The organism is Brevibacterium sp. HMSC08F02 (genome assembly GCF_001807555.1).
In the GTDB taxonomy this organism is placed as follows: Bacteria; Actinomycetota; Actinomycetes; order Actinomycetales; family Brevibacteriaceae; genus Brevibacterium; species Brevibacterium ravenspurgense.
The window spans coordinates 24,781-48,398 of the sequence record NZ_KV789354.1; the positions used below are offsets into that span (position 1 = coordinate 24,781).

The following is a 23,618-nucleotide window of genomic DNA, read 5'->3' on the forward strand; positions in this document are numbered from 1 at the left end:
CGCCGTTTGAATTATCAGTCACAACTATCTCCAGAAGTATCGGTTGCCGTCAGGTGGCATTCATTCGTGTGCGATCACGTGGATCACGGGCGCTCAATCCCGGGTGCGGTTTTCCTTGCCTGTTGCAAAGGTGGCGATCAACATGAGTGCCCATGTAATGAGGTTCAACAGCACTGCGATTGCGATTGAGGAACGGAACTGGGTTGAGGACACGGTGTAGAGCCATACCGGTACTGTTTGCTGGCTCAGCGTTGCAGCGATCGTGAATTCGCCGAAGCACAGTGCGGTGGCGAAGAACACCGAAAACAGAATGGAGCCCCGCATGTTGGGCAGCACCACACGCCAGATGGTTCCCCACATGCTGGAACCGAGCACTTGAGAACCTTCCACTATTGCTTTCAGCGGAATGGTCCGAAGGCCGGCATCGATAGAGCGGAAAGTAAACGGCAGACACAAAACAACGTATGTTCCCACCAGGATCAGCGGAAGGTCCTGGTTCTGCAGGAACTGGCTGATGGCATTGGGAGTGCTGCCGCGTCCCTGCTGTGCACCCCACCGAAGGATTGCTACAACGCCGGCGACCAGCGCGATGGGTGGGACCACCAGCGGGAGCGTGCACAGAATTTCAAGTATGGTGCGCAGGCGTGGGGCCCACAGGTGGACCGCGACAACAGCTGGAACGAGTGCTGCTATGAGCACCGCGATTGTGACAGCCGTAATGAGCAGTGTGCGAATAATCGCGCTGGAGAGTTTCGCGTCAGAACCCAGCACGTGGAACGCATCGAGCGAAAAGCTGCCGCCGGGAAACACTGCAAACGCAATCGAGCAGATCAGCGGGATGATCACGTAGGCCGCAACTGCCAAGACCGGCAGCCAGCGTCCCCAGCTGAGTGCGCGGACGGCCGAGAATCTTGGCGTCGATGCGGGAGCTGGGGCTTGCGTCATGCTAGCCATTTCTCACTCCTCCTTTGCAGGCGAGAAAAGAGGAACAGGGTGATGATCGCAATGACGATCATGGAAACACCGAGAGCCATTGCCGCAGCTTCGCCGCCGCTTGAGGTTCCCGAACTCAGCTGTGATGCAATGTTCAGCGGGATCAGCTGGAAACCGCCAGATCCCAAAAGAACTGCCGCACAGGCGTGGGTGGCGTAGGCGGAGCCGAAAAGCAGCACCCATCCGCCCAACAGCGCGGGCAGCGAAACGGGGATGCCCACTCGGCGCCAGTAGGTCCAGGGGCTTCCGCCCAAGGATGTGTTGGCTTCGGCCCATTCGCGGCGAAGCCCGCGGAAAGTTGGCAACGTCACCATGATCATGGTGGGAATCAGAAATGACTGATACATGGCCACGAGCCCCTGCCATGAATACAGTGTGAAACCGATTTTCTCTAGTCCGAGCGCTGCGAAAATGACGCCGCTGTTGCCCAGTGTCACGATGAACGAAAACGCCAGTGGTGCGCCGCCATCATTTGCAAGGACAGAGGAAAACACGGCGGTGATGGAGTCCAGTCGCTTTGACTTGATCTGTGCAATGCACAGTGCGGTAATCGAACCCACGACAGCGGCGATCAGCGAACCGACTCCGGATACAAGAGCCGAGTTGAGAAGTGCACTGCGGTGAGCATCGAATAATCCAGCGAAGTTCCCCAGCCCAAAGTGTGTTGAGCCGTCAGTTTTCACGGTGAACGCAAGCACCGTCATCACGACAATCGGCAGCACGAAGAAGGCTGCGATGATGAGTGCCAAGGGTGCAAGGGACGTCGCAGCTGGTGACTTCAATGCCTTGAGGATTTTGGTCAGTCGGCTGTGCGAGGCGCTGCGGGGTTGGTCAGCATCGGGTGCTTCGGGTGTGTGCCCGATGCTGACCTCATCCGCAGCGGCCGCGGCTATTGTCTGCGTCACTGCATCGCCTTAGGCCACTCGGCTTCGACCACTTTCTGGTTCGCGGCACGTTCTTCAAGCGTTGGCATAGGAGCGGTGATTTCGGGGTCTTCGCCCGGAAGAGCGTCAACAGCTTCCTGGTCTGCCGTGCCTTCATCAAGCATGGAGCTCAGGCGGACCGGGGTGACGTAGCCCTTCATCAGAAGGTTCTGGCCTTCGTCGGAGAACAGGAATTCGTAGAACAGGCGTGCGGTCGCCGGGTGCGGTGCGTCGGCGTTGATCGATGCAGCGTAGAACGACGACACGGTGCCATCAGACGGTTCGATGATCTTCAGTTCGTGGCCGTTGGATTCTTTGAGGTCTTCAGCAATCGGTTTGAGCAGGTAGTCCCAGTTGATGACGATCGGGGTTTCGCCCGTTTCGATGGTTCCGGCATTTGCTTCAGCGGGCAGGTAGTTGCCGTTCTTCTTCAGCTCTGCGAAGAAGTCCAGGCCCGGCTGGATGCTGTCAACACTGCCGCCGTTGGCGACGGCTGCTGCGTGGACTGCCATGAATCCAGCCTCAGCGGTTGTAGGGTTTCCGGTAATGGCAACTTTGCCTTTGTATTCGGGCTTCTTAAGGTCTGCGAAGGATTCTGGGCAGTTGTCAACGGCGTTGGCGTCACAGCCGATAGCCATGGTCCCGCCCAGGTGGTTGATCCACGTGCCGTTTTCGCCGATGTACTGCTTGTCGATGGTATCGATCGTTTCGGGTGCGTACTGTGCCAGCAGTCCGTCTTCGTCAGCGGTCTGCGCGAAGCTCATGCCGGTGTCCAGGTAGTCAAGGGAATCGTCCTGGCCCTTGCGGTTGACTACTGCGTTGATGAGGTCCTGGGAGCTTCCGGTTGAGGTGTCGTTGTTGATTTCGATGTCGTACTTTTCAGAGAACGCTTCAAGCAGTTCGCCGTAGTTTGCCCAGTCTTCGTAGAGTCCCATGGCGTTGAATGCGCCTTCAGCTTTGGCATCTTCGATGAGTTTGTCCATGCCGCCGCCGTCGGCTGCTGACGTTGCGTCGCGCCATCCTTCTGTGGCTGTTGCTCCAGATTCGCCGCAGGCCGACAGAACGAGTGAACCGGCTGCCAGGCCTGCAGCCAGAAACGTGAGGGTTCGTTTTTTCACGGAAGCTCTCCTTCGCTGTACGTAGTGGGGTTGTGAACGCCAAGATCAATATCACTAGTGAAGTTCGCGTTTCGGTGTATAAGTTCACTAGTGAGGATGAATTAAAGATGAACTTTGGATCTGCTGCGCCGTTCTTCGTGCCAACTTGGTGATGTTCAGACAGACAATGGTTGTGACAGATTCCAAATTATGGATGCGTGGCGAGCACGCGTAGGAGGCGCAAGGTGACCGAACCGAGTTCCGGTGCCGCGGCGTCGAAGGACTTTGCTTTTGAGCAGATTGCTGAAGCGCTGAAGGCGGACATCCTTTCGGGTGAGTACGCCGTGGGGGATTCACTGCCATCTGAAAAGGCTTTGAGCGAACGGTTCAATGTGTCGCCTGGCACGGTTCGCGTTGCGGTTAACCAGCTGGTGACAGAAGGCATTGTTGATGGGACTCGCGGCCGACGTAAGCGAGTGGTGAAGAAGCCCCGTCCGATGGCATCGTTCTCCGAGTTCCATTCCTTTGCCCAGTGGGCATGGAAGGCGGGGCACCAGCCGGGTGGACTGGTGGTGTCAATGCAGTGGCAGATAGCCGATGCTTCAGACGAACAGCTGCTGAAAGTCGCTCAAGGCCAGCGCGTGCTTGCTGTTGTGCGTCAGCGTCTGCTTGATGGCGAGAACGTCATGCTGGAGCAAACGCATTACCCGGAGTGGCTTGGCCAGATCATTACGTCATTGCCGGACAACGCCAGTTCGGTGACCAGGCTTTTGGCGGATGAGCACGGTGTGCGCTTCAGCCATGCAGAACACAGGTTTGGTGCAGAATCTGCAGATGCTGCGACCGCGAAGTTGTTGGGTGTGGCTGAGGGTGCCGCCCTTCTTGTCCATCGACGAGTGACCCGCGATCCTTCCGGGCGTCGTTTGGAGTGGTCAATCGACAAGTACATTGCGGGCAAGGTCATGGTTTCAGTTGGAAACTCGTGGCACTCCAATCCGCTGCAGTGGATCACACCGGAGGGCGATTAGGCCGCCGAAACCATCGACGACTGGCCCCACCACCAGGCGCGCTACCAGCAGGCCCGCACCCGGCCGCGAAAGAAGACCGAGCCATCTGGCGCCTCGTGGTTTTCTACCGCACATCACGAGGTGCCTGCCCGGTCCGCCTATAAACTCCAGGTGGGGGCCGCTCACCAGGGCCCTCAGTTGATTCGACGCGCGGATACAGTGCTGGCACTGGACAGATGCAGCGCAAGTACAAGGAGCAGATTCATGGGACAGCGGGCAGAAGCAGCGGCAAAGCGATTCACGCGTCTGTCCCCGCGCCTGTCCGACTACGCTGAACTGCGCTCCAGCTGGCTGCGCGACATCATGGCCGGCATCACCGTCGGCATCGTTGCGATTCCCCTGGCGCTCGCCTTTGCAATTGCCAGTGGAGCACCCGCCGAAATGGGGCTCATCACCGGGGTGGTGGCAGGTTTTGTCGCCGCAATCTTCGGCGGTTCCCACGTGCAGGTGTCCGGCCCGACCGGCGCCATGGTCGTCATCCTCCTGCCGATCGCCACCGAATTCGGCTATCAGGCACTGCCGATTGTGGCCATCATGGGCGGAATCCTGGTGATCGCCGCCGCCGTGCTCAAACTGGGTCGCGTGGTCGCCTTCATCCCGTGGCCCGTCATCGAGGGCTTTACGCTGGGCATCGCGATCATCATCTTCATGCAGCAAGTGCCCGCGGCCCTGGGGTCAGAGCCGGGAGAGTCGACGAACGCCATCATCGCGGCCGTCCAATCCTTCGCCCACATCAACACCACCCAGATGCTGTGGTCGCTGGCCATGGTCGCCGTCGTGGCCATCATCATGGTCGGGTCAACCCGCCTGCACGAACGTCTGCCCGGTTCGATCCTCGCGATCATCGCGGTAGCGGTCATTGCTCAGGTCGCCGAGGCGCCTCTCGCCGTGATCGGGGAACTGCCCACATCACTTCCCGCACCGAGTGCGCCGGACGCTGATCTTGCGCTGCTGCAAGCACTCATCGGCCCCGCATTCGCGGTTGCAGCACTCACCGCCATCGAATCCCTGCTGTCAGCCCGCGTGGCCTCCGGCATGACATCGGCCGGAGCCTATGACGGTGACCGTGAACTGCTCGGCCAGGGCTTGGCCGGGGTCGCTTCCGGCTTCTTCGGCGGCATGCCCGCCACCGGTGCCATCGCCCGCACCGCCGTGAACGTCCGCGCGGGAGCACGCACCCGCCTGGCCGCCATCGTCCACGCACTGTTCCTCGCCGGGGTCGTCTACCTGGCCTCAGGGTTGGTCAGCCAGATCCCGATGGTCGCGCTCGCCGGTGTTCTGCTGGTGACAGCCGTCAACATGGTCGACTACCACAACGCCGGCAAGATCATCCGAAGCAGCCGGCAGGACGCGTTCATCTTCGCCCTGACAGCACTCATCACGGTGTCCTTCGACCTGATCTTCGCAGTGCTCATCGGCATTGCGGTCACCGCAGTGTTCGCACTGCGCGCCCTGTCGAAAACCGCTGCCGTGGAACACGAAGAGATTCCCGAACCCCACCAGCCGGAAGACAAGCACATTGCGATCGTCCGCTTCGACGGTGCGCTGTACTTCGGCATCGGCGACCGCATCCTCACCGCTGTCGAAGCAATTGAGGGCATCAACGACGTTGACGTCGTCATCCTCAAACTGTCCCAGCTGCGGTTCATGGACTCTTCCGGAGCGCGCGTGCTCGCCGAACTCATCAAAGTCTTCGGCAGGCGCAAGATCACCGTGATCGTCAAGGGTCTGCAAGAACGGCACAAACACCTGGCGACCTCGACTGGCGTCCTGTCATCACTGCGCGAAGACGACTACATCATTGCCTCACTGCCGGACGCTGTAGCTCAGGCTCGCGAAATCGTCGCCGCAAAACGCGGCTGACTCGCCGCTTGTAGGTTAAGCTGAGCGAATCTGACTTCGGCAGCACAGGAGCGCCGAGGCCGCTGAGAAACGCCGCTGAGAAGCGCAGCTTGAGTGCAGAGAAGCACCGAACCAGAGCTGCGCTCCCCGGTGTGGAAAGGGAAATCAATGCGTGATTCGAGTAGAAAGCCCGGTGGCTCACTGTGGCTTGTTTCCGGGGCTCTGTTTGTCATTGCGGCAAGCATCAACGGCTTCAGTGATGGGCTCCTCGACGTTGTTTCCTACCGATTCGCCCTTATCGGAACTGCCGTGTTCGCAGCGGCAGGTCTCGCAATGGTCCTCGCCGCACCGGGGCAGCAGCACGGCCAATCCTCGCGACGCAAGGGCGCGCTCATCGGCTTAGGATTGTCCGCGGTTATCGGCAGTGTCCTTGTGCTGCTTGACACCAGCGCAGAGAAGGCGCTGTTCGGCGAATTTCCCGGCTTCCTCATGCTGGTGGCCCTGCCGGCACTCATCATTGCAGCAGCAATCTGCCTGGCCGCAGCCTTTCCCGCAGCCTTGTCTGCCGAAGCTTCGGCCTGGCTTCTGTGCGCGATTCTCTATGCTGCAGTGCTTGCCGTGACTGTGTTCGGGGTCTTCCTCGAAGGCATCCTCAACAACAATGTGGCCTTCCCTGCCTCCCAGATCCTGGCGCTGCTGCTTATGACCGCGGCGCTCACGTGCGCCCTGCGCGCCCGTGAACTGAGCGGCTGCGCGCAGCCGTGGAAGCTGTTCACCCTGTTTGCAGTGCTGTCACTGCCGACGCTCATGTCGATCTTCTCTCTGCCCATCACAGCCTATGGCGGCCCTGGGCAGTTCTACGACTTCACTTACCTCGACGTGATCCTTTGGTTCATCGGCGCGCTTGCATTGTTCGCATTGATTGCCGTGTCCGTCGGCGCGTGGCGCTCGAGGAAGGCGTAGACCTCGGTGCGGTCAACACCGGGGAACGCTCCCGGTGGGACCGCGGCAAGGAGCGAGGCGTGGGTTCGGGCTGCCGGCCACGAGGCGTCTTCCCACTTGGCACTGAGCTGTTCAGGGGGCTGCGAACAGCAGCTGGGGTCCGGGCACTTCGATACCGACCGGTGGGGCGTTTCCTGCCCCATGAACCACTTGACGTGGGCAAACGGCACGCCGACGCTGATCGAGTACTCGCCTCCGGGCAGCACTCGAGCGGTGCACCAGAAGGTTCCCTCCGGGGTGTCCGTGTACTGAAAATACGGGCTGAAACGGTCTTCCACCCGGTACACGGCACGCGACGTGAACCGCTTGCACGCAAACTGCCCTTCGACAGACCCCAGGGGGTCCTGGGGGAAGGGTAGCCCATCATTTGAGTACGCCTTGTGGATGGTTCCCGTCTTGGCGACCTTCATGAAGTGCACCGGAAGATCCAGGTGGCGCGTAGCTAGGTTTGTGAACCTGTGTGCGGCCGTTTCGTAGGAAACCGAAAAACGGTCACGCAGCTCCTCAATAGAAATACGCCGGTTTTTCTTGTCGTTCTGCAGCTGCTCAACGGCTGATTTTTCTGGCACGAGCAGCGCTGCGGCCAGATAATTCACTTCGACGCGCTGGCGGAGGAAATCCTGGAAGTTTTTCGGCGGCGTGTGGCCGAGCACGTGCGACGCCAAAGCGGTCAGCACGTGGGAGCGCGGATCGCCCAGTGCCTGTGAATCGTTCGACAGGTACAGCCGCTTATTGCGCGTGTCCGACACTGACCGCGTGGACTCCGGGAGGTCCGGCACGTAGTGCAGGGAAAAGCCCAAGTGGTTGGCGATTGCGGCGGTCTGTGCCTGTGACAGGGGGCCGTCGCCCGACCCAATGGCGCCAAGCAGCTGTGCTGCGGCGGCTTCGATGTCCGGGAAATAGTTGTCTTGGGCGCGCATTTCTTCGCGCAGCACTCGGTTGGCTCGGCGAGCCTCCTCTGGTGTTGCGGCCCGCTGTTCCAAGACTGTCGCCAGGGCTCGCTGCAATGAGGCAATCGCCTGGAGTTCGTCATTGCCCAGTGATTTGGCCCGAACAGTCGGCAGGCCCAGGACGGAGTACAGCGAAGAATTCTGGCGGCGCTCAACTTCGAGTTCCAGCGCCGCGCGAGGATCAGCCGGGGTGGGGTTGAGGAGGTCGTCAACCGAAACATCCAGTGCGCTGGCCAAAGTGCCGAGCATGTCGAGGCTGGGTGCGCGTTTGCCGGTTTCAAAAGCAGAGATCTGCGATGCCGCCCGTCCCACGAGGCCGCCGAGCTCCGCCATCGTCATCCCGGCCTGCCCGCGGTAGTGACGCAGGTTGAGGCCAATGGACAGGGCGTCAGCTTCCGCAGGGTCAGACTGGCTGGCCCCGGAGGGCAGAAAGCTGTTTTCAGGTGAGCTCGTCATAGGGCCAGTATCGCACCAAATGCAAAATAAGACAGTAATTTCTATACAGCAGAAAAATAGCTGAAATTCTCCTCAGAAAGTCTTCCGGAGACCTGGATCACAGAGAAAGATTGAATCCAACACCGGAACCGGCAGCACCGCCCAAGGCACAGCCACAACGGCACAGCCCCAGAGGCACCAGCTTCCCCGGTGCAACGGCTCACAACGGCTCACAAAGGAGAAACCATGACTGACCTGCACAACGCTTCGGCAATCCAGAAGGACTGGGACGAAAACCCCCGCTGGAAGGGCATCGAACGCGACTACACGGCTGAAGACGTCGTCAAGCTGCGCGGCTCGCTCATCGAAGAGCACACCATCGCCCGCCACGGTGCCGAACGCCTGTGGGAACTGGTCAACACGGAAGACTTCGTCAACGCACTCGGCGCGCTTACCGGTAACCAGGCCGTCCAGCAGGTCAAGGCCGGTCTGAAGGCCATCTACCTGTCCGGTTGGCAGGTTGCCGCTGACGCGAACCTCGCAGGCCAGACCTACCCCGACCAGTCGGTGTACCCGGCCAACTCGGTTCCCGCCGTTGTGCGCCGCATCAACAACGCCCTCATGCGCGCCGACCAGATCGAAACGGCCGACGGAAAGAAGACCGTCGAAGACTGGTTCGCTCCGATCGTCGCTGACGCTGAAGCAGGCTTCGGCGGCACGCTGAACGTGTACGAACTCATGCGCGGCATGATCAACGCCGGTGCTGCAGGTGTCCACTGGGAAGACCAGCTGGGCTCGGAAAAGAAGTGCGGTCACCTGGGCGGCAAGGTGCTCATCCCGACCGCACAGCACATCCGCACCCTCAACACGGCCCGTCTTGCAGCCGACGTCGAGAACGTGCCCTCGCTCATCATCGCCCGCACCGACGCAGAGGCAGCGACCCTCATCACCTCGGACGTTGATGAACGCGACCAGCCCTACATCACGGGTGAGCGCACCGCGGAAGGCTTCTACCGTGTGAAGAACGGCATCGAGCCCTGCATTGCCCGCGCCAAGGCATTCGCTCCGTACTCCGACATGATCTGGATGGAGACCTCGACGCCTGACCTCGAAGTCGCCAAGCAGTTCGCAGAAGCCGTCAAGGCGGAATACCCGGACCAGATGCTGTCCTACAACTGCTCGCCTTCGTTCAACTGGAAGAAGCACCTGGACGACTCCACGATCGCCAAGTTCCAGCGCGAACTCGGTGCGATGGGCTACAAGTTCCAGTTCATCACCCTGGCCGGCTTCCACGCGCTCAACTACTCGATGTTCGACCTGGCTCACGGCTACGCCCGCGAACAGATGAAGGCCTACGTCGAACTGCAGGAACGCGAATTCGGCTCCGAAGACCGCGGCTACACCGCAACCCGCCACCAGCGCGAGGTCGGTGTGGACTACTTCGACCAGGTTGCCAACATCATCAACCCGCAGTCCTCGACCACCGCAATGAAGGGCTCCACCGAGTCCGCTCAGTTCTGACCCACGTCAGAAGAACCCCTAGAACGTCGGCTCTGGCAGCCACGGCGGCAGCCAAGCCACTCCACGGCGGCAGCCAAGCCACCCCACGGAGGCAGCCAAGTCACAGCCCCTGCCAGGGCCGACGTTAACCCAGAAAAGGATCACACCGTGTCTCGCATGATTGTCCGCGGAACCCAGACTTCCGAGTTCGGCCGAGTGCTCTCCACTCCGGCTCTCGAGTTCGCTGCGGCTCTGCACAGTGAGTTCGAGACCGAACTGCGCACAGTGCTGCACGGTCGGCAGGTCTCCCGGTCGCGTTCAGACGTGGGTCGCCTGCCCGCCTCGGGGCAGCCGGTCTCGGTCCAGTCCGCCTCGGGAGAGTCCGACGAAGATCCGCGCACGATGCCGGGCTTCCGCGTTGTCGGCGCCGGTCAAGATGTCTGTTCCTCCCCAGACACCCCGACTGGCACTGCCGACGCGGACGTCCCGCGCACCGCCGGGATCTCGGGCGACACCTCCCGTGGCACTGACAGCCGCAGCACCGGCTTTGTCGAGGTGGTTGCTCCTGCTCTGGGTCAGCAGATTTCCGACGCGCTGCGTTCGGGAGCACAGCTGTGGGTGGCTGACTTCCACACCGGTTTGAGCCACCGGTGGAAGAACGTCGTCACCGCTCAGCAGAATCTGAGGGCCGTTGTGCGGGGAGAGGCTTTCGCCGTCGATCCGCACAACGGTCACCGGGTAAGCATCCGCACTCGGCAGATGCCGAAGGTGAGCATCCGCCCGCGTGACCTCCACGCCCGCGAAGCTCACCTGGTGTGGGAGTCCGACTCCGGTCGGCGCGTCCGCTCAGTTGCCGGTCTGGTTGACTTCGGCTTGTTCTTCTTCCACAACGCAGCCGGCCTGTACATGCGCGGTGAACACCTGCGGGCGCACCTGCCGGGCATCGAAACGGCAGCCGAAGCCGCCCTGTGGAACAGCGTCTTCGCCTACGCGGAAGACCGCATGGGCTTTGAGCGCGGCTTCATCCGCGCCACCGTCCAGGTGGACACCTTCGGCGGTGCGTCCTTCCTTGAGGACATCCTCTTTGCCCTGCGCGAGCACTGCGAAACCGTCACAACCGGTGTGCGCGCCTACATGTCCTCGCTCATTTCCGCAGCCCGCGACTTCGCAGACATTTCGTTCGACGACTGGACGACGCTTAACTACGACGAACCGTCCGTTACCGCTCTGCTGGACCGCGCGGCAGCTCTCAGCGCAGCACACGGCGCCCTGTTCAGCGCTGAATACGACTCCACGCGGCCTGAGATGACTCGCATCCGCGTGGGCGACCCCGCCCTTGTGGAAGAAGCCCGCGAACTCCTGAACACCACCCGCGCCCGCGTGGCCGCCGGCGAAACCCAGCCGACCACTGATCCTGGCCGCACCGCCCTCATCGTGGGTGCCCGCACCCCGAACATCAGCATCGACGATGTTCACGCCAACATCCGCCGCGTGCTCGGCTACACCGACACCTACCTGTCGGGTCTGGGCGAGTACCGCGAAGACGGCCGAATCATCGGCACCGCCGCGGCGGAACTGTCCCACAGTCAGCTGTGGCAGTGGCTGCGCAACAGCGTCGAGCTCACTGACGGCCGGACCTTCGACACGACGGTCTTCACGCGTGCTGTCGCGGAAGAACTCGCGGTTGTGCCGCTGCACGCCGCCGACTACTTCCACGAAATCGCGGACATGCTGCGCGAAACCGTCGACCACCCAGATTTCACGGAGTCCTTCGTGCGGCTGGCCTATGACCGCTTCCTCGTGGAGCGGGCCGCACGCCGGGCCTCGTGATCCGGTTCTCGCGCACGGAACCGAAACACACAGAACCGCACACACAGAAAAACTGACGAGGTGCCGCTCCAGGTGAGCGGCACCTCGTCAGTTTTTGCTGGGGTCAGCAGGGAGTGAGTGGAACGGTCAGCCGTTCTTCAGCGCGCTCCAGCGTTCGGCGTGATCGGCGGCAAGCTGGCGGGCCTGACCGATGTACGTCTGCGGGCGCAGCTCCTTCAGACGCTCGGCGTCGTCTTCCGGCAGACCCAGGCCCGCAGTGAATTCCTGCAGGTCAGCCTGGCCGATGCGGTGGCCGCGCGTGAGCTCCTTGAGTTTTTCGTAGGGGTTTTCCATGCCGGGAACACCGCGCAGGTAGGCCGCGCGCATGACCGACTGGACGGCTTCGCCGAGCACTTCCCAGTTGCCTTCGAGGTCGGCGTTGAGCTCTTCCTGGTTGATGTCGAGCATCTTCAGGCCCTTGACCAGGTTGTTCATCGCCAGGATCGAGTGGCCGAACGCCACACCGATGTTGCGCTGCATGGTGGAGTCCGTCAGATCGCGCTGCAGACGGCTGGTGACAAGCGTGTCAGCCAGGGTGTTCAGCAGAGCGCAGGACACTTCGAGGTTCGCTTCTGCGTTCTCAAAGCGGATGGGGTTGACCTTGTGCGGCATCGTCGAAGAACCGGTCGCACCCTCAACAGGAATCTGCTTGAAGTAGTTCATCGAAATGTAGGTCCAGAAGTCCGTCGCCAGGTTGTGGGCGATCCGGTTGAACCTGTCGATGTCGGAGTACAGCTCCGCCTGGAAGTCATGCGATTCGATCTGCGTGGTCAGCGGGTTGAACGTAAGCCCCAGGCGGTCTTCCACGAAGCTGCGGGCGATCTCCGGCCAGTCAGCGCCGGGAACCGCGACTGAGTGGGCTGCGTAGGTGCCGGTTGCACCGTTGATCTTGCCCAGGTAGACGGTGTTCTTCACCCGCTTGAACTGGCGGGCCAGACGGTGCGCGGTCACCGCGATTTCCTTGCCCATGGTGGTAGGCGTAGCCGGCTGACCGTGCGTGTGGGCGAGCATAGGAACGTCCGCGAGTTCCTGCGCCATGTCCGTCAGCTGATCAATGAGAGCTTCCGCCCGCGGCAGCCACTGGTTTTCCACCGCGCCCTTGAGCCCCAGGGCGTAGGACAGGTTGTTGATGTCTTCGGACGTGCAGCAGAAGTGCACGAACTCGCGCAGATCATCCCCGCCCAGCTCAGCCAGACGGTCCTTGATGACGTACTCGACGGCCTTGACGTCATGCACCGTGACCTTCTCAATGTCCTTGAGCTTGGCAATCGTGTCAGCGTCAAAGTTCTCGACCAGACCGCGCAGGCCGGCCTTCTCTTCTTCCGTCACAGCGCGCACACCGTCGATCACGCCGTTTTCAGACAGGTGGATCAGCCACTCCACTTCCACGTGGATGCGGTCGCGGTTGAGCGCGGCCTCAGACAGGTAGTCGACGAGGCCCGCCGCATCGGCACGATAGCGGCCATCAAGCGGGCTCAGGGCAATAGCGGGGTCAAGATCAGCCAAAGTCACGCGAGTCATAGCCCCATCATCCCACGTCCGCTCCGGTGACGATTTCCACGACCTCGGTTCCATACGCCTCGAGCTTTTTGTCGCCGACCCCGCTGACCTTCCGCAGAGCAGCCAGCGACTGCGGCTGGGCAATCGCAATGTGCATGAGCGCCGCATCCGGGAACACCACGTATGCGGGGACACCTGAGCCTGCGGCGGTGGTCTTCCGCCAGGCGCGCAGCCGGTTGAAGATCTCCTCCTGGTCTTCTGTCAGGTGGTACTTCCGCACACCCCCTGACGAGGCGGAGCTCGCCTTGGTCTGCCTCTTCGGCTTGGCCAGTTCGACCCTGACCTCACCGCGCAGCACCGGGTCGGCAGAAGAATCAACCATGAACACGCCGTACTCGCCGACCGGCACCGTCCAGCCGCGGGCCGTGGTCTGCCTGAACACCGAACGCCACTGGGCTTCGCTCAGATCAGCGCCGATGCCCCACACCGACAGGCTCTTGTGGTCAGATTCGTCCGAGCGCGGATTGTTCTTGCCGCGCAGCACATCGATGATCTGCCCCGTGCCGAACCGCTGACCCCGCTCGCGCTCCAAGCGGATGATGGTCGACAGCAGCATCTGCACCGCCACCGTCGCATCCCACGCCTGCGGCGGATGAAGGCACGTATCGCAGTTGCCGCACGGGCCGGATTCCTCGCCGAAGTACTGCAGAATCTGCTGTCGGCGGCACGTGAGCGACTCACACAGGGCCAGCATCGAATCCAAATGCCGGCTCAAGTTCTGCCGGTGCTGCGGCGAACCCTCCGACTGACTGATCAGCCTGCGCTGAGCAACCACATCGCCCAAGCCGTACACCATCCACGCGGTCGCCGGCAGACCATCACGGCCAGCACGGCCCGTTTCCTGGTAATAGCCCTCAACGGACTTCGGCAGATCCACGTGGGCAACAAAGCGCACATCCGGTTTGTCAATGCCCATGCCGAACGCAATCGTGGCGACCATGACAACGCCGTCCTCCCGCAGGAATCGGGCCTGCCGGGCCGAACGCTCCTCCTGCGGCAAACCCGCGTGATAGGCAAGCGCATCAATGCCCTGCTCACACAGGTAGTCCGCAAACTGCTCCGTCGACTTGCGCGACAGACAGTAGACAATGCCCGCCTCACCCGGATGCTCATCCTTGATCAGCTGCACCAGCTGCCGGCGCGGGGACGTCTTCTCGGCAATCCGGTACTGAATGTTCGGCCGATCAAAACTCGAAACAAAATGACGCGCCTCACCCATGGCCAACCGCCGCGTCAGTTCATCATGGGCAGCCGGGGCGGCGGTTGCCGTCAGTGCGACACGCGGCACGGTGGGAAAACGCTCATGCAGAACCGACAAACCCAGGTAGTCAGTCCGAAAATCATGACCCCACTGGGACACACAGTGCGCTTCATCAATGGCAAACAGCGAAACCTCTGTCTGTTCGAGGAGGCGAAGCGTCCTTTCTTGGACGAGCCTTTCGGGAGCCAAGTACAGAAGATCCAAAGCACCCGAGCGGAAGCGGGCCTGCACCTCGTGAGCCTCTTCTGGGCTCAGGCTCGAATTGAGGTAGGCGGCCTTGACCCCGAGCGCTTCGAGGGCCAGGACCTGGTCCTCCATGAGCGCGATGAGGGGCGAAATGACCACGCCGGTCCCGGGGCGCACGAGGGCCGGAATCTGGTAGCACAGCGACTTCCCGCCGCCGGTGGGCATGAGGACTACCGCGTCACCGCCTGTGCATAGGTGATCGATGATCTCTTCCTGCTGGCCCCGAAATGACGAATAGCCGAAGACGGAATCGAGAACTTCGGCGGGGGTTCGCTGTTCGGCAGTCACGGGCACACCCTATCCGTGTTGCTGGGGAGTGTGCGGCTGAGTGTCGACCGGCTGTGGACAACTGCGCGCTTGTCCACAGGGCGCTGCAGGATTTGGTGGCTGTGGGGCGGCGGTGCAGAAGATCGGGCCATGGACGAACTGCACGCAATGATGAAGCAATGGGAAGCCGCCAGCGGCGAATGGGCGGTGTTGGCACGGGCTGTCGCCGCCGCCGACCCCGATTACTGGGAGGGCGCGGCGGCTGACGCCTTCCGCTGGCAGCTGCGGGAACGCGCACGAGCCTGCTCTGAGGCTGAACGCATGGCAGGTGAGGTCGTGCTCGCCTTCGCCGAGCACGTCAGGCAGGTGGCGCCATGACGTGGCTGGATCTTGATCCTCGCGCTTTTGCCGATTTGCCGCCGGACCTCGTCGCGCTCCTGCCACTCGGGGTCGTGCCGGCCCTCTTGGACCCGGATCTTGGTGATCCAGCTGACGAGGTGCCGGTTCCGGGGGAGGGGAGTGGCACCTCGGGTGCTGGTGGAGTGGGTGCTGGTGGGGAGGGCTCCCCTGGGGAGCCCGTCGACGGTGCTGAGCTTGCGTTCGCAGTGGCCTTCGCCTCGAGCCCCTTTGTCTTTTCCGCGTGTGCGTGGGGGCCGCCGGGCACGCTGGTAATCCACGCGGTGTTCGATCCGGCAACCGCCGCGGTCATCGTGCGTCGGGACAGCGGTGATTTAGGCGCCGACGGTGTTCCGGCAGACCTGGGTGAGGCCGTGCGCGGACGCCTGCTGCGGGGAACCTTCTGCGATCTGGGTGACCTTCCGCAGATATTCGGCGACATACTCGCCGCCGGCTACAGTGACGGCGTTTTCGCCGTGGGTGCGCTTACGCCTGAAGGCCAGCCGGGACACGTTTTCGAGTACGTCGAATTCACGGCCGCCGACCGCCCCGCTGCCACTGTCGCGGTTCTCGACGCAGCGCTCGCCGCGGCTTATGAATGGGTCGAATCATGAGGGTCATCGGAGGTGAGCGCGGATTCTCTGCCCGACTGGAAAACATTCGCAGTGCCGGCGGTGCGCTGGAAAGTCTGGGCGGCACCGTCGGAGACCTTGTACGGGCAACCCCACCGCCGCCGGGCGTGAGTTCACTGCTGGATTCGCCAGTGACGTGGGCGAAGGTTGAATACGCCTGCACTGCGTTCTTCATGCGCACACGCGGGCTCAGTGACAGCATTACGAAGCTCGGCACGCAGGCGCTGCTGGCGGCAGCAGGCTATGAAACGGCGGATTCCGCGGCCCGAGCGGCGCAGCAGATCGGCAGTTGGGCCGCCGGCTGGGGACTGGGTGTCGCAGTGCGGGTGACAGCACCCCTATGGGCGGTGCCGGCGGTCATCGCAGCGCTGACAGCGGCCGGATGGATTGCGGTGGCCGACGGCCTCGTCACGCTTGCCACCGGCAACAGCCCCGAATTCGGCAAGAAGGCCATGGCAGCAGCCCGCGGGATCTTTGAACAGGCGCTGGCAAACAACACGAGCGCTTTCAGCAGAGTCCTCGATTCGGGACTTTCCGGTTTCGCCACCGGCCTGTTCGGATTGCCCCCGCTGCCTCCGATCATCGACGCGATGCGAGCCGGACCGCTCACGCGCTCCCTGGCCAGGACGGGCGAAGCCAGCGGAGCCTTCCCGACAGAACCGCCGGAGGTCCGCTCCCACAAGGCGACGCCCGGTGGGTCGCCGCGTTCCCTGTCAGGTCTTTACGAACGTGAAGTCGCTGCGCACTCCGGGCGCGACAACGGCAGGGTTCGGGTGGACGCCGTGCGCGGGCCGGACGGGAAGAAGCGCTACATCGTGTATGTGCCCGCAACAACTGACTGGAGTGTCAAAGGAGGGCGCAACACAACGGACACCGCTACGAACGTGCAGACCATGGCCCAGCGCGAATCCGCCATGCGCCACGTGGTGAGGACGGCAATAAAGGAAAGCGGCATCGGGCCGGATGACGAAATCATGCTCGTCGGATATTCGCAGGGCGGGATTGTCGCGGCATCGTTGGCGGCCGATCCCGAATTCCGCAAACAGGCGAACGTGAGGCAGGTGGTCACGGTCGGCAGCCCCATCGGGCGCTTCGACGTCGGCAACACCAAGGTGCTGTCCATCGAACAGGACCGGGACGTGATTCCGGCACTCGACGGCACTGACAATCCCGACAAGCGCAACTGGACCACAATCATCGCCGACTCACCACCCGTCGACAGTCCGCTGGGCGCGCACTCCTCTGACGCGTACACTGAGGTCATCCGCGATCTCGAGAAGAGTCGACAGCCCGATGTTGTGCAGTTTTCGAAAGACAACCGCGGTTTTCTTGGCGGCACGGTCGAAGAGTCACGCGAATTCGAAGGGGTCCGGAAGGAAAAATAAGCGCTCATCTTGGCATAGGTCGTCACTTCCGTTAGATTGTGTTCACAATGTGAAACGCGTCACCGACGCCTAGGCGAACAGCCGAGCGCTCGGTTGGTATGGCAAAGAGGCCACAAGCCACTCGGCCACGACTAGAGGAGAAGCTATGACTTCGAATCTCGCAGGCAACACCAATACTGCACAAGATTCAGATCGTCCGATGATTCAGATGCTTTCGCCAGAAGGCAAGCGAGTCCGCTCCGGAGAGTACGATTCCTACGCAGCAGACCTCACAGGCGAGGACATGCGGGAGTTCTACCGGGACATGGTGCTCATCCGTCGAGTAGACGCAGAGGGCAATGCCCTGCAGCGTCAGGGACAGCTGGGCCTGTGGGCACCGCTCAAAGGCCAGGAAGCCGCACAGATCGGACTGGGCCGCGCACTGCGCAAACAGGACTTCGTCTTCCCCACCTACCGTGAACACGGTCTGGCATGGTGCCGCGGGGTTGAACCCGAAACGCTGCTGGGCATGTTCCGCGGCCAGCACCACGGCGGCTGGGACCCGCAGGAAAACCGCTTCCACACCTACACGATCGTCATCGGCTCGCAGGTTCTGCACGCCACCGGCTACGCCATGGGCGTGAAGTTCGACGGCGACGTCGCCACCGGCGACCTCGACCGCGACACCATCTCGGTCGCCTGCATGGGCGACGGTGCAACCAGCCAGGGCGACGTTTCGGAAGGCCTCAACTTCGCAGCGGTCTTCCACGCACCCGTCCTGTTCTTCATCCAGAACAACCAGTTCGCCATTTCGGAACCGAACTCCGCACAGATGGCAGCCCCGCTGTTCAAGCGCGGAACCGGCTTCGGTGTGCCCGGTGTGCGCGTCGACGGCAACGACGTTCTGGCCATGTACTCCGTGGCGAAGGCCAGCGCCGACTCGATTCGCGCAGGCCTGGGCCCCATGCTGATCGAAGCGTTCACCTACCGCATGGGCGCACACACCACGGCTGACGACCCCACCAAGTACCGTTCAGACGCACTGACGGAATCGTGGCTCGAAAAGGACCCGATCGACAGGGTTCGCCGCTTCCTGCACCACGAGGACTACGCCGACCAGAAGTTCTTCGATGAGATCGACGAAGAAGCGGATGCTCTCGCAGCCCGCATCCGCGCGGCCTGCATGGCCATGGAACCTCCGGCACCGTCAGAAATGTTCGACTCCGTGTTCGTCGAAAAGCACCCTCTCATCGAAGCCGAACAGCGCGAGTACCTCGAATACCTCGACTCGTTTGCAGAGGAAGGTGCACTGTGACCGCAGCTTCCACCCTCGACTCGATCCAGAAGATGCCCCTGTCCAAGGGCATCACCGCGGGCCTTCGCAAGGCCATGGAAGAAGACTCCAAGGTCGTTCTCATCGGTGAGGACATCGGCAAGCTCGGCGGTGTCTTCCGTGTGACAGAAGGCATCCAGAAGGACTTCGGCGAACAGCGCGTCATCGACGCCCCACTGGCCGAATCCGGCATTGTCGGCACCGCAATCGGCATGGCCATCCGCGGCTACCGTCCGGTTGTCGAAATCCAGTTCGACGCGTTTGTCTTCCCGGCCTACGACCAGATCGTGACCCAGCTGGCGAAGCTCCACGCGCGCACCCGCGGAAAGCTCAATGTGCCGGTCGTCATCCGCATCCCCTACGGCGGTGGCATCGGCTCGCCCGAACACCACTCGGAAAGCCCCGAAACGGTCTTCGCCCACCATGCAGGGCTCAAGATTATGACGCCGTCGAATGCGAACGATGCCTACTGGATGATCCAGGAAGCCATCAAGAGCCCCGATCCGGTTATCTTCTTCGAGCCCAAGCGCCAGTATTGGCTGCGCGGCGACGTCGACCTTGAGAACCCCGCCACCACCGCCTACAGCGCGCAGATCGCCCGCCCCGGCAAGGACTGCACGCTCGTGGCCTACGGTCCGCTCGTTCCGCAGGCGCTCGACGCTGCGGCTGCCGCTGCCGAAGAAGGCGTTGACCTTGAAGTCGTCGACCTGCGCGGTCTCAACCCCATCGACTTCCCGGTTATCGAAGAGTCCGTGAAGAAGACGGGCCGTCTGGTAGTCGCCCATGAAGCCCCCGTCTTCCTGGGCCTGGGGTCGGAAATCGCCGCACGGATCAGCGAACGCTGCTTCTACCACCTCGAAGCTCCCGTACTGCGAGTCGGCGCACCGCACGCCCCGTACCCCGGTTCGAAGCTCGAACAGCACTACCTGCCCGACCTTGACCGCATTCTCGATGCCGTCGACCGCGCTATGGACTTCTAAGGAACCCAATGACAGACACATTTCTCCTGCCCGACCCGGGCGAGGGGCTGACCGAAGCTGACATCATTTCGTGGAAGGTCGCCGCAGGCGACACCGTCACGGTCAACCAGATCCTCGTCGAAATCGAAACCGCTAAATCGCTCGTCGAACTGCCCAGCCCGCACGCCGGTGTGATCGCCAAGCTGCTGGTAGAGGAAGGCCAGACCGTCGAAGTCGGCACGCCGATCCTCCAGTTCGAAGGCGATGGCTCCGCATCCGGTGACACTCCTGCAGCGGACGCTGCCGATGACAGCGCAGACGATGAAGGCTCCGGCCCTAACCTCGTGGGCTACGGAACGACCGCGCAGTCCAAGCGCCGCCGCCCCCGCAAGGGACAGCAGGCTCCGGCGGCAGCGCCGGCAGCGGCCCCAGCAGCTGAAGCCAAGCCGGCAGCCCAGCCGGAACCGGCCGCCCCGGCCCGTGCCGGACACGCCCTGGCCAAGCCGCCCGTGCGCAAACTCGCAAAGGACAACGGCATCAACCTCGCCGATGTCCCGGCAACCGGCGAAGGCGGCATCGTCACCCGCGCCGACCTCATGAACTTCATGGAAAGCGGGCAGACGAGCACCGCGGCCGCCCCGGCGACCGGCACCTCGGCAGCTGCTGCCGCACCGGGAACCGAAGAGCGCATCCCGTTCAAGGGCGTCACCAAGTTCATGGCGCAGGCCATGGTCGATTCGGCGTTCACCGCGCCGCACGTCACCGAGTTCCTCGACGTGGACATGACCGCCACGATGGAACTGGTGCGCCGCTTCAAGGCCTCCGGCGTTCTCGGCGATGTGAAGTTGTCGCCGCTGGCAGTCGTTGCCAAGGCTGTGACCTGGGCTGTTGCCCGCAACCCGCGGATCAACAGTTCGCTGGAGGGCGACGAAATCGTCGTCAAGCACTACGTCAACCTGGGCATTGCGGCAGCAACGCCGCGCGGCCTGGTCGTGCCGAACATCAAGGACGCCCACGCGATGGGACTGGGTCAGCTTGCCGGAGAGATCCGCGAACTGGCACTCACCGCGCGCGACGGCCGGACCACCCCGGTTGCGCAGACCGGCGGAACCATCACCATCACCAACGTCGGAGTGTTCGGCGTGGATGCCGGAACACCCATCATCAACCCCGGCGAGGCCGCCATCCTCGCCTTCGGCCAGGTGCGCCAGCGCCCGTGGGTTGTCGACGGAGAAATCGTGCCGCGCGAAATCACCACGCTGGCAGTGTCTGCAGACCACAGGCTGGTCGACGGCGAGATCATCTCGAAGTTCCTCGCCGATGTGGGTCGCGCACTCGAAGACCCGGCGGTCATGCTGGCCTAAGGTGCGGTGCCGATGCGCCTCGGCTGTACCAGAGCTGCAGTCCGATTTGGCGCATCGGCGCGCATCGGTTTAGAATAATTCCCTGTTGTGGCCGAATTGTGCCCCAACGCGCTCACACAGCGATGCTGAGCACAGGCCCTTCTCTCACAGGCCTGACACACGCTGGTGAGACATCGTCGGAACTAGGGACTATCCACCCCGAGGTTTCGCACAAGCCCTTCACCGGGCAAAGAGCAACCACCGCTGTGTTCACGTCGGCGCGAACGCCGACAGGGGAACGAGCCCGGTGGAACTGTGAAGATGTCTCGGCGGCTGCCCTCACGCACTTAATGCGAGGACAACGCCGCCGGCAGAAGTCAACTGGAGGAGAGTCATGGCAGCAGTCTGCCAGGTAACCGGGGCCACCCCTGGTTTTGGGAACAACGTCTCCCACTCGAACCGCCGCACCCGTCGTCGGTTCGACATCAACATTCAGAAGAAGCGCTACTACGTGCCGTCGTTGCGCCGCAAGGTCACGCTGACGGTTTCGACCCGCGGCATCAAGGTCATTGACGCGCGCGGCATTGACGCTGTGGTCAACGAGCTCATCGCTAAGGGAGTGAAGCTCTGATGGCAAAAGCACAGGACGTACGCCCCATCATCAAGCTGAAGTCAACGGCCGGAACCGGTTACACCTACGTGACCAAGAAGAACCGCCGCAACACCCCCGACCGCATCGTCATGAAGAAGTACGACCCAGTGGTCCGCAAGCACGTCGAATTCCGCGAGGAGCGCTGATAGTCAATGGCTAAGAAGTCTAAGATCGCACGCGAAAAGCAGCGCCAGGCCATCGTCGAGCGCTACGCTGAACGCCGCGCCGAACTCAAGCGTCAGCTGGTTCACCCCGATTCCACCGACGAACAGCGCGAGGAAGCACGCCTGGGTCTGCAGAAGCTGCCCCGCGATGCTTCGCCGGTCCGTCTGCGCAACCGCGACCAGGTTGACGGTCGTCCGCGCGGTTACCTCCGCAAGTTCGGTGTTTCCCGTGTTCGCTTCCGGGAAATGGCCCACAAGGGCGAGCTTCCCGGCGTTACCAAGTCGAGCTGGTAAGGTTTTTCCTGTTCGTCTCGGTTATACCGAAACCTAAGTCCTAGAGGAGGACGTTCTTATGGCTAAGAACCGCAGCGAGCTTGTCGCAGAAGTTGCAGACAAGTCCGGCCTGACCCAGAAGCAGGTCTCCGACGTTCTCGATGGTGTCTTCGACGCCTTCGCAGATGTCGTCAGCAAGGGCGAAAAGCTCACCATCCCGGGCTGGCTGTCCGTTGAGCGCACCGAACGTGCAGCTCGCAAGGGCCGCAACCCGCAGACCGGCGAGGAAATCCAGATTCCCGCTGGCTACTCCGTGAAGCTTTCGGCTGGTTCGAAGCTCAAGGCTGCTGCAGGCAAGCCCTGATCAAGCAGACTGAGGACTTCAACGTTCTTGAGCTCTGACCGCGGCGCTTAGGCGCAGCGGAGAGCGCTCGCGAGGGGATCCCGACGTGTGTCGGGGTCCCCTCGTTGTTTTGTGTGTGCGGTTTGGGGTGGGTTTGGTGGGGTGGTTGCTGGTTTGTGTTGCTTGTGCGCTGGAGGGGCTGTTGGTGGGGCTGCTGGATTCCTGGGGTCATTTGGCGCTGGGGGCACCCGTTAGCCGGGATCTGCGGCTTGGCCACGGATCCACTCGTTAGCCGCAAGGGGACACGCGTTAGCCGGGATCTGCGCTTTAGCAGTAGCGGCTAACGGGAGTTTTTGTTGCTAAGGCGTGGGCGGACGCTGGAGGAGGGGCCGGTGGCCGGTTTCTGCGGCTTAGGCACGAATCCACCCGTTAGTCGCACGGGGGCACCCGTTAGCCGGGATCTGCGGCTTAGCAGTAACTGCTAACGGGAGTTTTTGTTGCTAAAGCGTGGCTGGCTGCTGGAAGTGGGGCGAGGCGTCGAGGCGTTTGGTTGGGTGGTTGCTGGTTTGTGCTGCTTGTGCGCTGGAGGGGCTGCTGGTGGGGCTGCTGGATTCCTGGGGTCATTTGGCGCTGGGGGCACCCGGCGGCCGGGATCTGCGCTTTAGCCGCGAATCCACCCGTTAGCCGCAAGGGGACACCCGTTAGCCGGGATCTGCGCTTTAGCAGTAACTGCTAACGGGAGTTTTTGTTGCTAAAGCGTGGGCGGACGCTGGAGGAGGGGCCGGTGGCCGGATTCTGCGCTTTAGGCACGGATCCACCCGTTAACCGCAAGGGGACACCCGTTAGCCGGTTTCTGCGGCTTAGCAGTGACTGCTAAGGGGAGTTTTTGTTGCTAAAGCGTGGGTGGTTGCTGGAAGTGGGGCGAGGCGCCGAGGTGTCAGGTTGGGCTGGCTGCAGGAAACGGCCGAGGTGCCGGGTCGCGGAGGTGGGTGCTGGTGGTCAGGGGAGCGGCGCCTCGTGTTCGTGGTGGGAGGGGGCTTGTTGCTGGCCGCGGGCACCCGGCGGCCGGGATCTGCGCTTTAGGCACGGATCCACCCGTTAGCCGCAAGGAGGCACCCGTTAGCCGGGATCTGCGCTTTAGCAGTAA

General features: G+C 62.4%; 21 protein-coding genes. 15 read left to right on the forward strand and 6 right to left on the reverse strand.

Translation table 11 applies throughout. From position 1 onward, the window contains the following. Positions 1-93: 93 nt before the first annotated feature. From HMPREF3172_RS04890 to HMPREF3172_RS04900, 3 genes are read right to left on the reverse strand one after another with little or no spacing between them, the layout of a single operon-like run. Positions 94-954 carry an ABC transporter permease gene (locus HMPREF3172_RS04890; protein ID WP_083281421.1) on the reverse strand — a complete coding sequence of 287 codons (861 nt, stop codon included), beginning with the start codon at positions 952-954 and terminating at the stop codon, positions 94-96. Continuing rightward, positions 942-1,898: an ABC transporter permease gene (locus HMPREF3172_RS04895; RefSeq protein ID WP_256173207.1), complete on the reverse strand. Its 957-nt coding sequence runs from the start codon at positions 1,896-1,898 to the stop codon at positions 942-944. Before HMPREF3172_RS04895 ends, HMPREF3172_RS04890 begins: the two co-directional genes overlap by 13 nt. Next, complete coding sequence (locus tag HMPREF3172_RS04900) at positions 1,895-3,034, reverse strand: ABC transporter substrate-binding protein (RefSeq protein WP_070428765.1); 1,140 nt, start codon at positions 3,032-3,034, stop codon at positions 1,895-1,897. The genes HMPREF3172_RS04895 and HMPREF3172_RS04900 overlap by 4 nt, the downstream gene beginning before the upstream one ends. Before the next feature lie 224 nt (positions 3,035-3,258). Between HMPREF3172_RS04900 and HMPREF3172_RS04905 the strand changes: the two genes are divergently transcribed. The 3 genes from HMPREF3172_RS04905 (at position 3,259) to HMPREF3172_RS04915 (ending at position 6,885) form a co-directional block, all read left to right on the forward strand. Further along, positions 3,259-4,041: a GntR family transcriptional regulator gene (locus HMPREF3172_RS04905; protein WP_070515859.1), complete on the forward strand. Its 783-nt coding sequence runs from the start codon at positions 3,259-3,261 to the stop codon at positions 4,039-4,041. 243 nt (positions 4,042-4,284) lie between these two features. After that, the gene (locus tag HMPREF3172_RS04910; RefSeq protein ID WP_070515861.1) at positions 4,285-5,943 is read left to right on the forward strand and encodes a SulP family inorganic anion transporter; all 1,659 of its coding nucleotides are present in this window, start codon (positions 4,285-4,287) and stop codon (positions 5,941-5,943) included. Positions 5,944-6,090: 147 nt separating this feature from the next. After that, on the forward strand, positions 6,091-6,885 hold the full coding sequence (locus HMPREF3172_RS04915) for a hypothetical protein (protein WP_070515863.1): 795 nt from the start codon (positions 6,091-6,093) through the stop codon (positions 6,883-6,885). Here HMPREF3172_RS04915 and HMPREF3172_RS04920 read toward each other — a convergent pair. After that, positions 6,792-8,330: a helix-turn-helix transcriptional regulator gene (locus tag HMPREF3172_RS04920; protein WP_070515865.1), complete on the reverse strand. Its 1,539-nt coding sequence runs from the start codon at positions 8,328-8,330 to the stop codon at positions 6,792-6,794. The two genes, HMPREF3172_RS04915 and HMPREF3172_RS04920, sit on opposite strands and share 94 nt — an antisense overlap. Positions 8,331-8,555: 225 nt before the next feature. Here HMPREF3172_RS04920 and aceA point away from each other — a divergent pair, with 225 nt between their 5' ends. Then, positions 8,556-9,830 (forward strand): isocitrate lyase, encoded by a 1,275-nt coding sequence (gene aceA / locus HMPREF3172_RS04925; protein ID WP_062022969.1) that lies wholly within the window; start codon positions 8,556-8,558, stop codon positions 9,828-9,830. 156 nt (positions 9,831-9,986) lie between these two features. Then, positions 9,987-11,639, forward strand: coding sequence for an aldolase/citrate lyase/malate synthase family protein (locus tag HMPREF3172_RS04930; protein WP_070515867.1), 1,653 nt, complete (start codon positions 9,987-9,989; stop codon positions 11,637-11,639). A 126-nt stretch (positions 11,640-11,765) separates the two neighbouring features. On the opposite strand, the gene purB is transcribed toward HMPREF3172_RS04930, so the two are convergent. Both purB and recQ read right to left on the reverse strand, forming a co-directional pair. Next, positions 11,766-13,199, reverse strand: a complete 1,434-nt coding sequence (gene purB, locus HMPREF3172_RS04935) for an adenylosuccinate lyase (protein ID WP_070515869.1) — start codon at positions 13,197-13,199, stop codon at positions 11,766-11,768. Between the two features lie 7 nt (positions 13,200-13,206). Beyond that, entirely contained in the window at positions 13,207-15,039 is a 1,833-nt protein-coding gene (recQ, locus tag HMPREF3172_RS04940; RefSeq protein ID WP_070515871.1) for a DNA helicase RecQ, read from the reverse strand. A 141-nt stretch (positions 15,040-15,180) separates the two neighbouring features. Here recQ and HMPREF3172_RS04945 point away from each other — a divergent pair, with 141 nt between their 5' ends. The 10 genes from HMPREF3172_RS04945 to HMPREF3172_RS04990 all read left to right on the forward strand — a co-directional run bounded on the left by HMPREF3172_RS04945 (position 15,181) and on the right by HMPREF3172_RS04990 (position 22,492). Further along, positions 15,181-15,390 carry a hypothetical protein gene (locus HMPREF3172_RS04945; protein WP_141741580.1) on the forward strand — a complete coding sequence of 70 codons (210 nt, stop codon included), beginning with the start codon at positions 15,181-15,183 and terminating at the stop codon, positions 15,388-15,390. Beyond that, entirely contained in the window at positions 15,387-16,022 is a 636-nt protein-coding gene (locus tag HMPREF3172_RS04950; protein ID WP_070515875.1) for a hypothetical protein, read from the forward strand. Before HMPREF3172_RS04945 ends, HMPREF3172_RS04950 begins: the two co-directional genes overlap by 4 nt. Continuing rightward, complete coding sequence (locus tag HMPREF3172_RS04955) at positions 16,019-17,425, forward strand: PGAP1-like alpha/beta domain-containing protein (RefSeq protein WP_070515877.1); 1,407 nt, start codon at positions 16,019-16,021, stop codon at positions 17,423-17,425. The genes HMPREF3172_RS04950 and HMPREF3172_RS04955 overlap by 4 nt, the downstream gene beginning before the upstream one ends. 145 nt (positions 17,426-17,570) lie before the next feature. Then, complete coding sequence (pdhA, locus tag HMPREF3172_RS04960; RefSeq protein WP_061944717.1) at positions 17,571-18,719, forward strand: pyruvate dehydrogenase (acetyl-transferring) E1 component subunit alpha; 1,149 nt, start codon at positions 17,571-17,573, stop codon at positions 18,717-18,719. 32 nt (positions 18,720-18,751) lie between these two features. Next, positions 18,752-19,717, forward strand: coding sequence for an alpha-ketoacid dehydrogenase subunit beta (locus HMPREF3172_RS04965; protein ID WP_070516093.1), 966 nt, complete (start codon positions 18,752-18,754; stop codon positions 19,715-19,717). Between the two features lie 8 nt (positions 19,718-19,725). After that, positions 19,726-21,060: a dihydrolipoamide acetyltransferase family protein gene (locus HMPREF3172_RS04970; RefSeq protein WP_070515879.1), complete on the forward strand. Its 1,335-nt coding sequence runs from the start codon at positions 19,726-19,728 to the stop codon at positions 21,058-21,060. A 373-nt stretch (positions 21,061-21,433) separates the two neighbouring features. Then, positions 21,434-21,670 (forward strand): 50S ribosomal protein L28, encoded by a 237-nt coding sequence (rpmB, locus tag HMPREF3172_RS04975; protein WP_019174295.1) that lies wholly within the window; start codon positions 21,434-21,436, stop codon positions 21,668-21,670. Continuing rightward, the gene (gene rpmG / locus HMPREF3172_RS04980) at positions 21,670-21,837 is read left to right on the forward strand and encodes a 50S ribosomal protein L33 (protein ID WP_019174296.1); all 168 of its coding nucleotides are present in this window, start codon (positions 21,670-21,672) and stop codon (positions 21,835-21,837) included. Before rpmB ends, rpmG begins: the two co-directional genes overlap by 1 nt. Before the next feature lie 6 nt (positions 21,838-21,843). Then, positions 21,844-22,149: a 30S ribosomal protein S14 gene (gene rpsN, locus HMPREF3172_RS04985; protein WP_019174297.1), complete on the forward strand. Its 306-nt coding sequence runs from the start codon at positions 21,844-21,846 to the stop codon at positions 22,147-22,149. Between the two features lie 58 nt (positions 22,150-22,207). Next, a complete protein-coding gene (locus HMPREF3172_RS04990; protein ID WP_019174298.1) occupies positions 22,208-22,492 on the forward strand; it encodes an HU family DNA-binding protein in 285 nt (94 codons plus the stop codon). The last annotated feature ends 1,126 nt before the right edge of the window (positions 22,493-23,618 follow it).

Coding starts and splice junctions, on each gene's coding strand:
- HMPREF3172_RS04945 (WP_141741580.1), top strand. CDS start 15,181: ATGATGAAGCAATGGGAAGCCGCCAGCGGCGAATGGGCGGTGTTGGCA.
- HMPREF3172_RS04970 (WP_070515879.1), top strand. CDS start 19,726: ATGACAGACACATTTCTCCTGCCCGACCCGGGCGAGGGGCTGACCGAA.
- rpmB (WP_019174295.1), top strand. CDS start 21,434: ATGGCAGCAGTCTGCCAGGTAACCGGGGCCACCCCTGGTTTTGGGAAC.
- aceA (WP_062022969.1), top strand. CDS start 8,556: ATGACTGACCTGCACAACGCTTCGGCAATCCAGAAGGACTGGGACGAA.
- HMPREF3172_RS04920 (WP_070515865.1), bottom strand. CDS start 8,330: ATGACGAGCTCACCTGAAAACAGCTTTCTGCCCTCCGGGGCCAGCCAG.
- HMPREF3172_RS04930 (WP_070515867.1), top strand. CDS start 9,987: ATGATTGTCCGCGGAACCCAGACTTCCGAGTTCGGCCGAGTGCTCTCC.
- HMPREF3172_RS04915 (WP_070515863.1), top strand. CDS start 6,091: ATGCGTGATTCGAGTAGAAAGCCCGGTGGCTCACTGTGGCTTGTTTCC.
- pdhA (WP_061944717.1), top strand. CDS start 17,571: ATGACTTCGAATCTCGCAGGCAACACCAATACTGCACAAGATTCAGAT.
- rpsN (WP_019174297.1), top strand. CDS start 21,844: ATGGCTAAGAAGTCTAAGATCGCACGCGAAAAGCAGCGCCAGGCCATC.
- purB (WP_070515869.1), bottom strand. CDS start 13,199: ATGACTCGCGTGACTTTGGCTGATCTTGACCCCGCTATTGCCCTGAGC.
- rpmG (WP_019174296.1), top strand. CDS start 21,670: ATGGCAAAAGCACAGGACGTACGCCCCATCATCAAGCTGAAGTCAACG.
- HMPREF3172_RS04965 (WP_070516093.1), top strand. CDS start 18,752: ATGCCCCTGTCCAAGGGCATCACCGCGGGCCTTCGCAAGGCCATGGAA.
- HMPREF3172_RS04955 (WP_070515877.1), top strand. CDS start 16,019: ATGAGGGTCATCGGAGGTGAGCGCGGATTCTCTGCCCGACTGGAAAAC.
- HMPREF3172_RS04910 (WP_070515861.1), top strand. CDS start 4,285: ATGGGACAGCGGGCAGAAGCAGCGGCAAAGCGATTCACGCGTCTGTCC.
- HMPREF3172_RS04890 (WP_083281421.1), bottom strand. CDS start 954: ATGGCTAGCATGACGCAAGCCCCAGCTCCCGCATCGACGCCAAGATTC.
- HMPREF3172_RS04950 (WP_070515875.1), top strand. CDS start 15,387: ATGACGTGGCTGGATCTTGATCCTCGCGCTTTTGCCGATTTGCCGCCG.
- HMPREF3172_RS04990 (WP_019174298.1), top strand. CDS start 22,208: ATGGCTAAGAACCGCAGCGAGCTTGTCGCAGAAGTTGCAGACAAGTCC.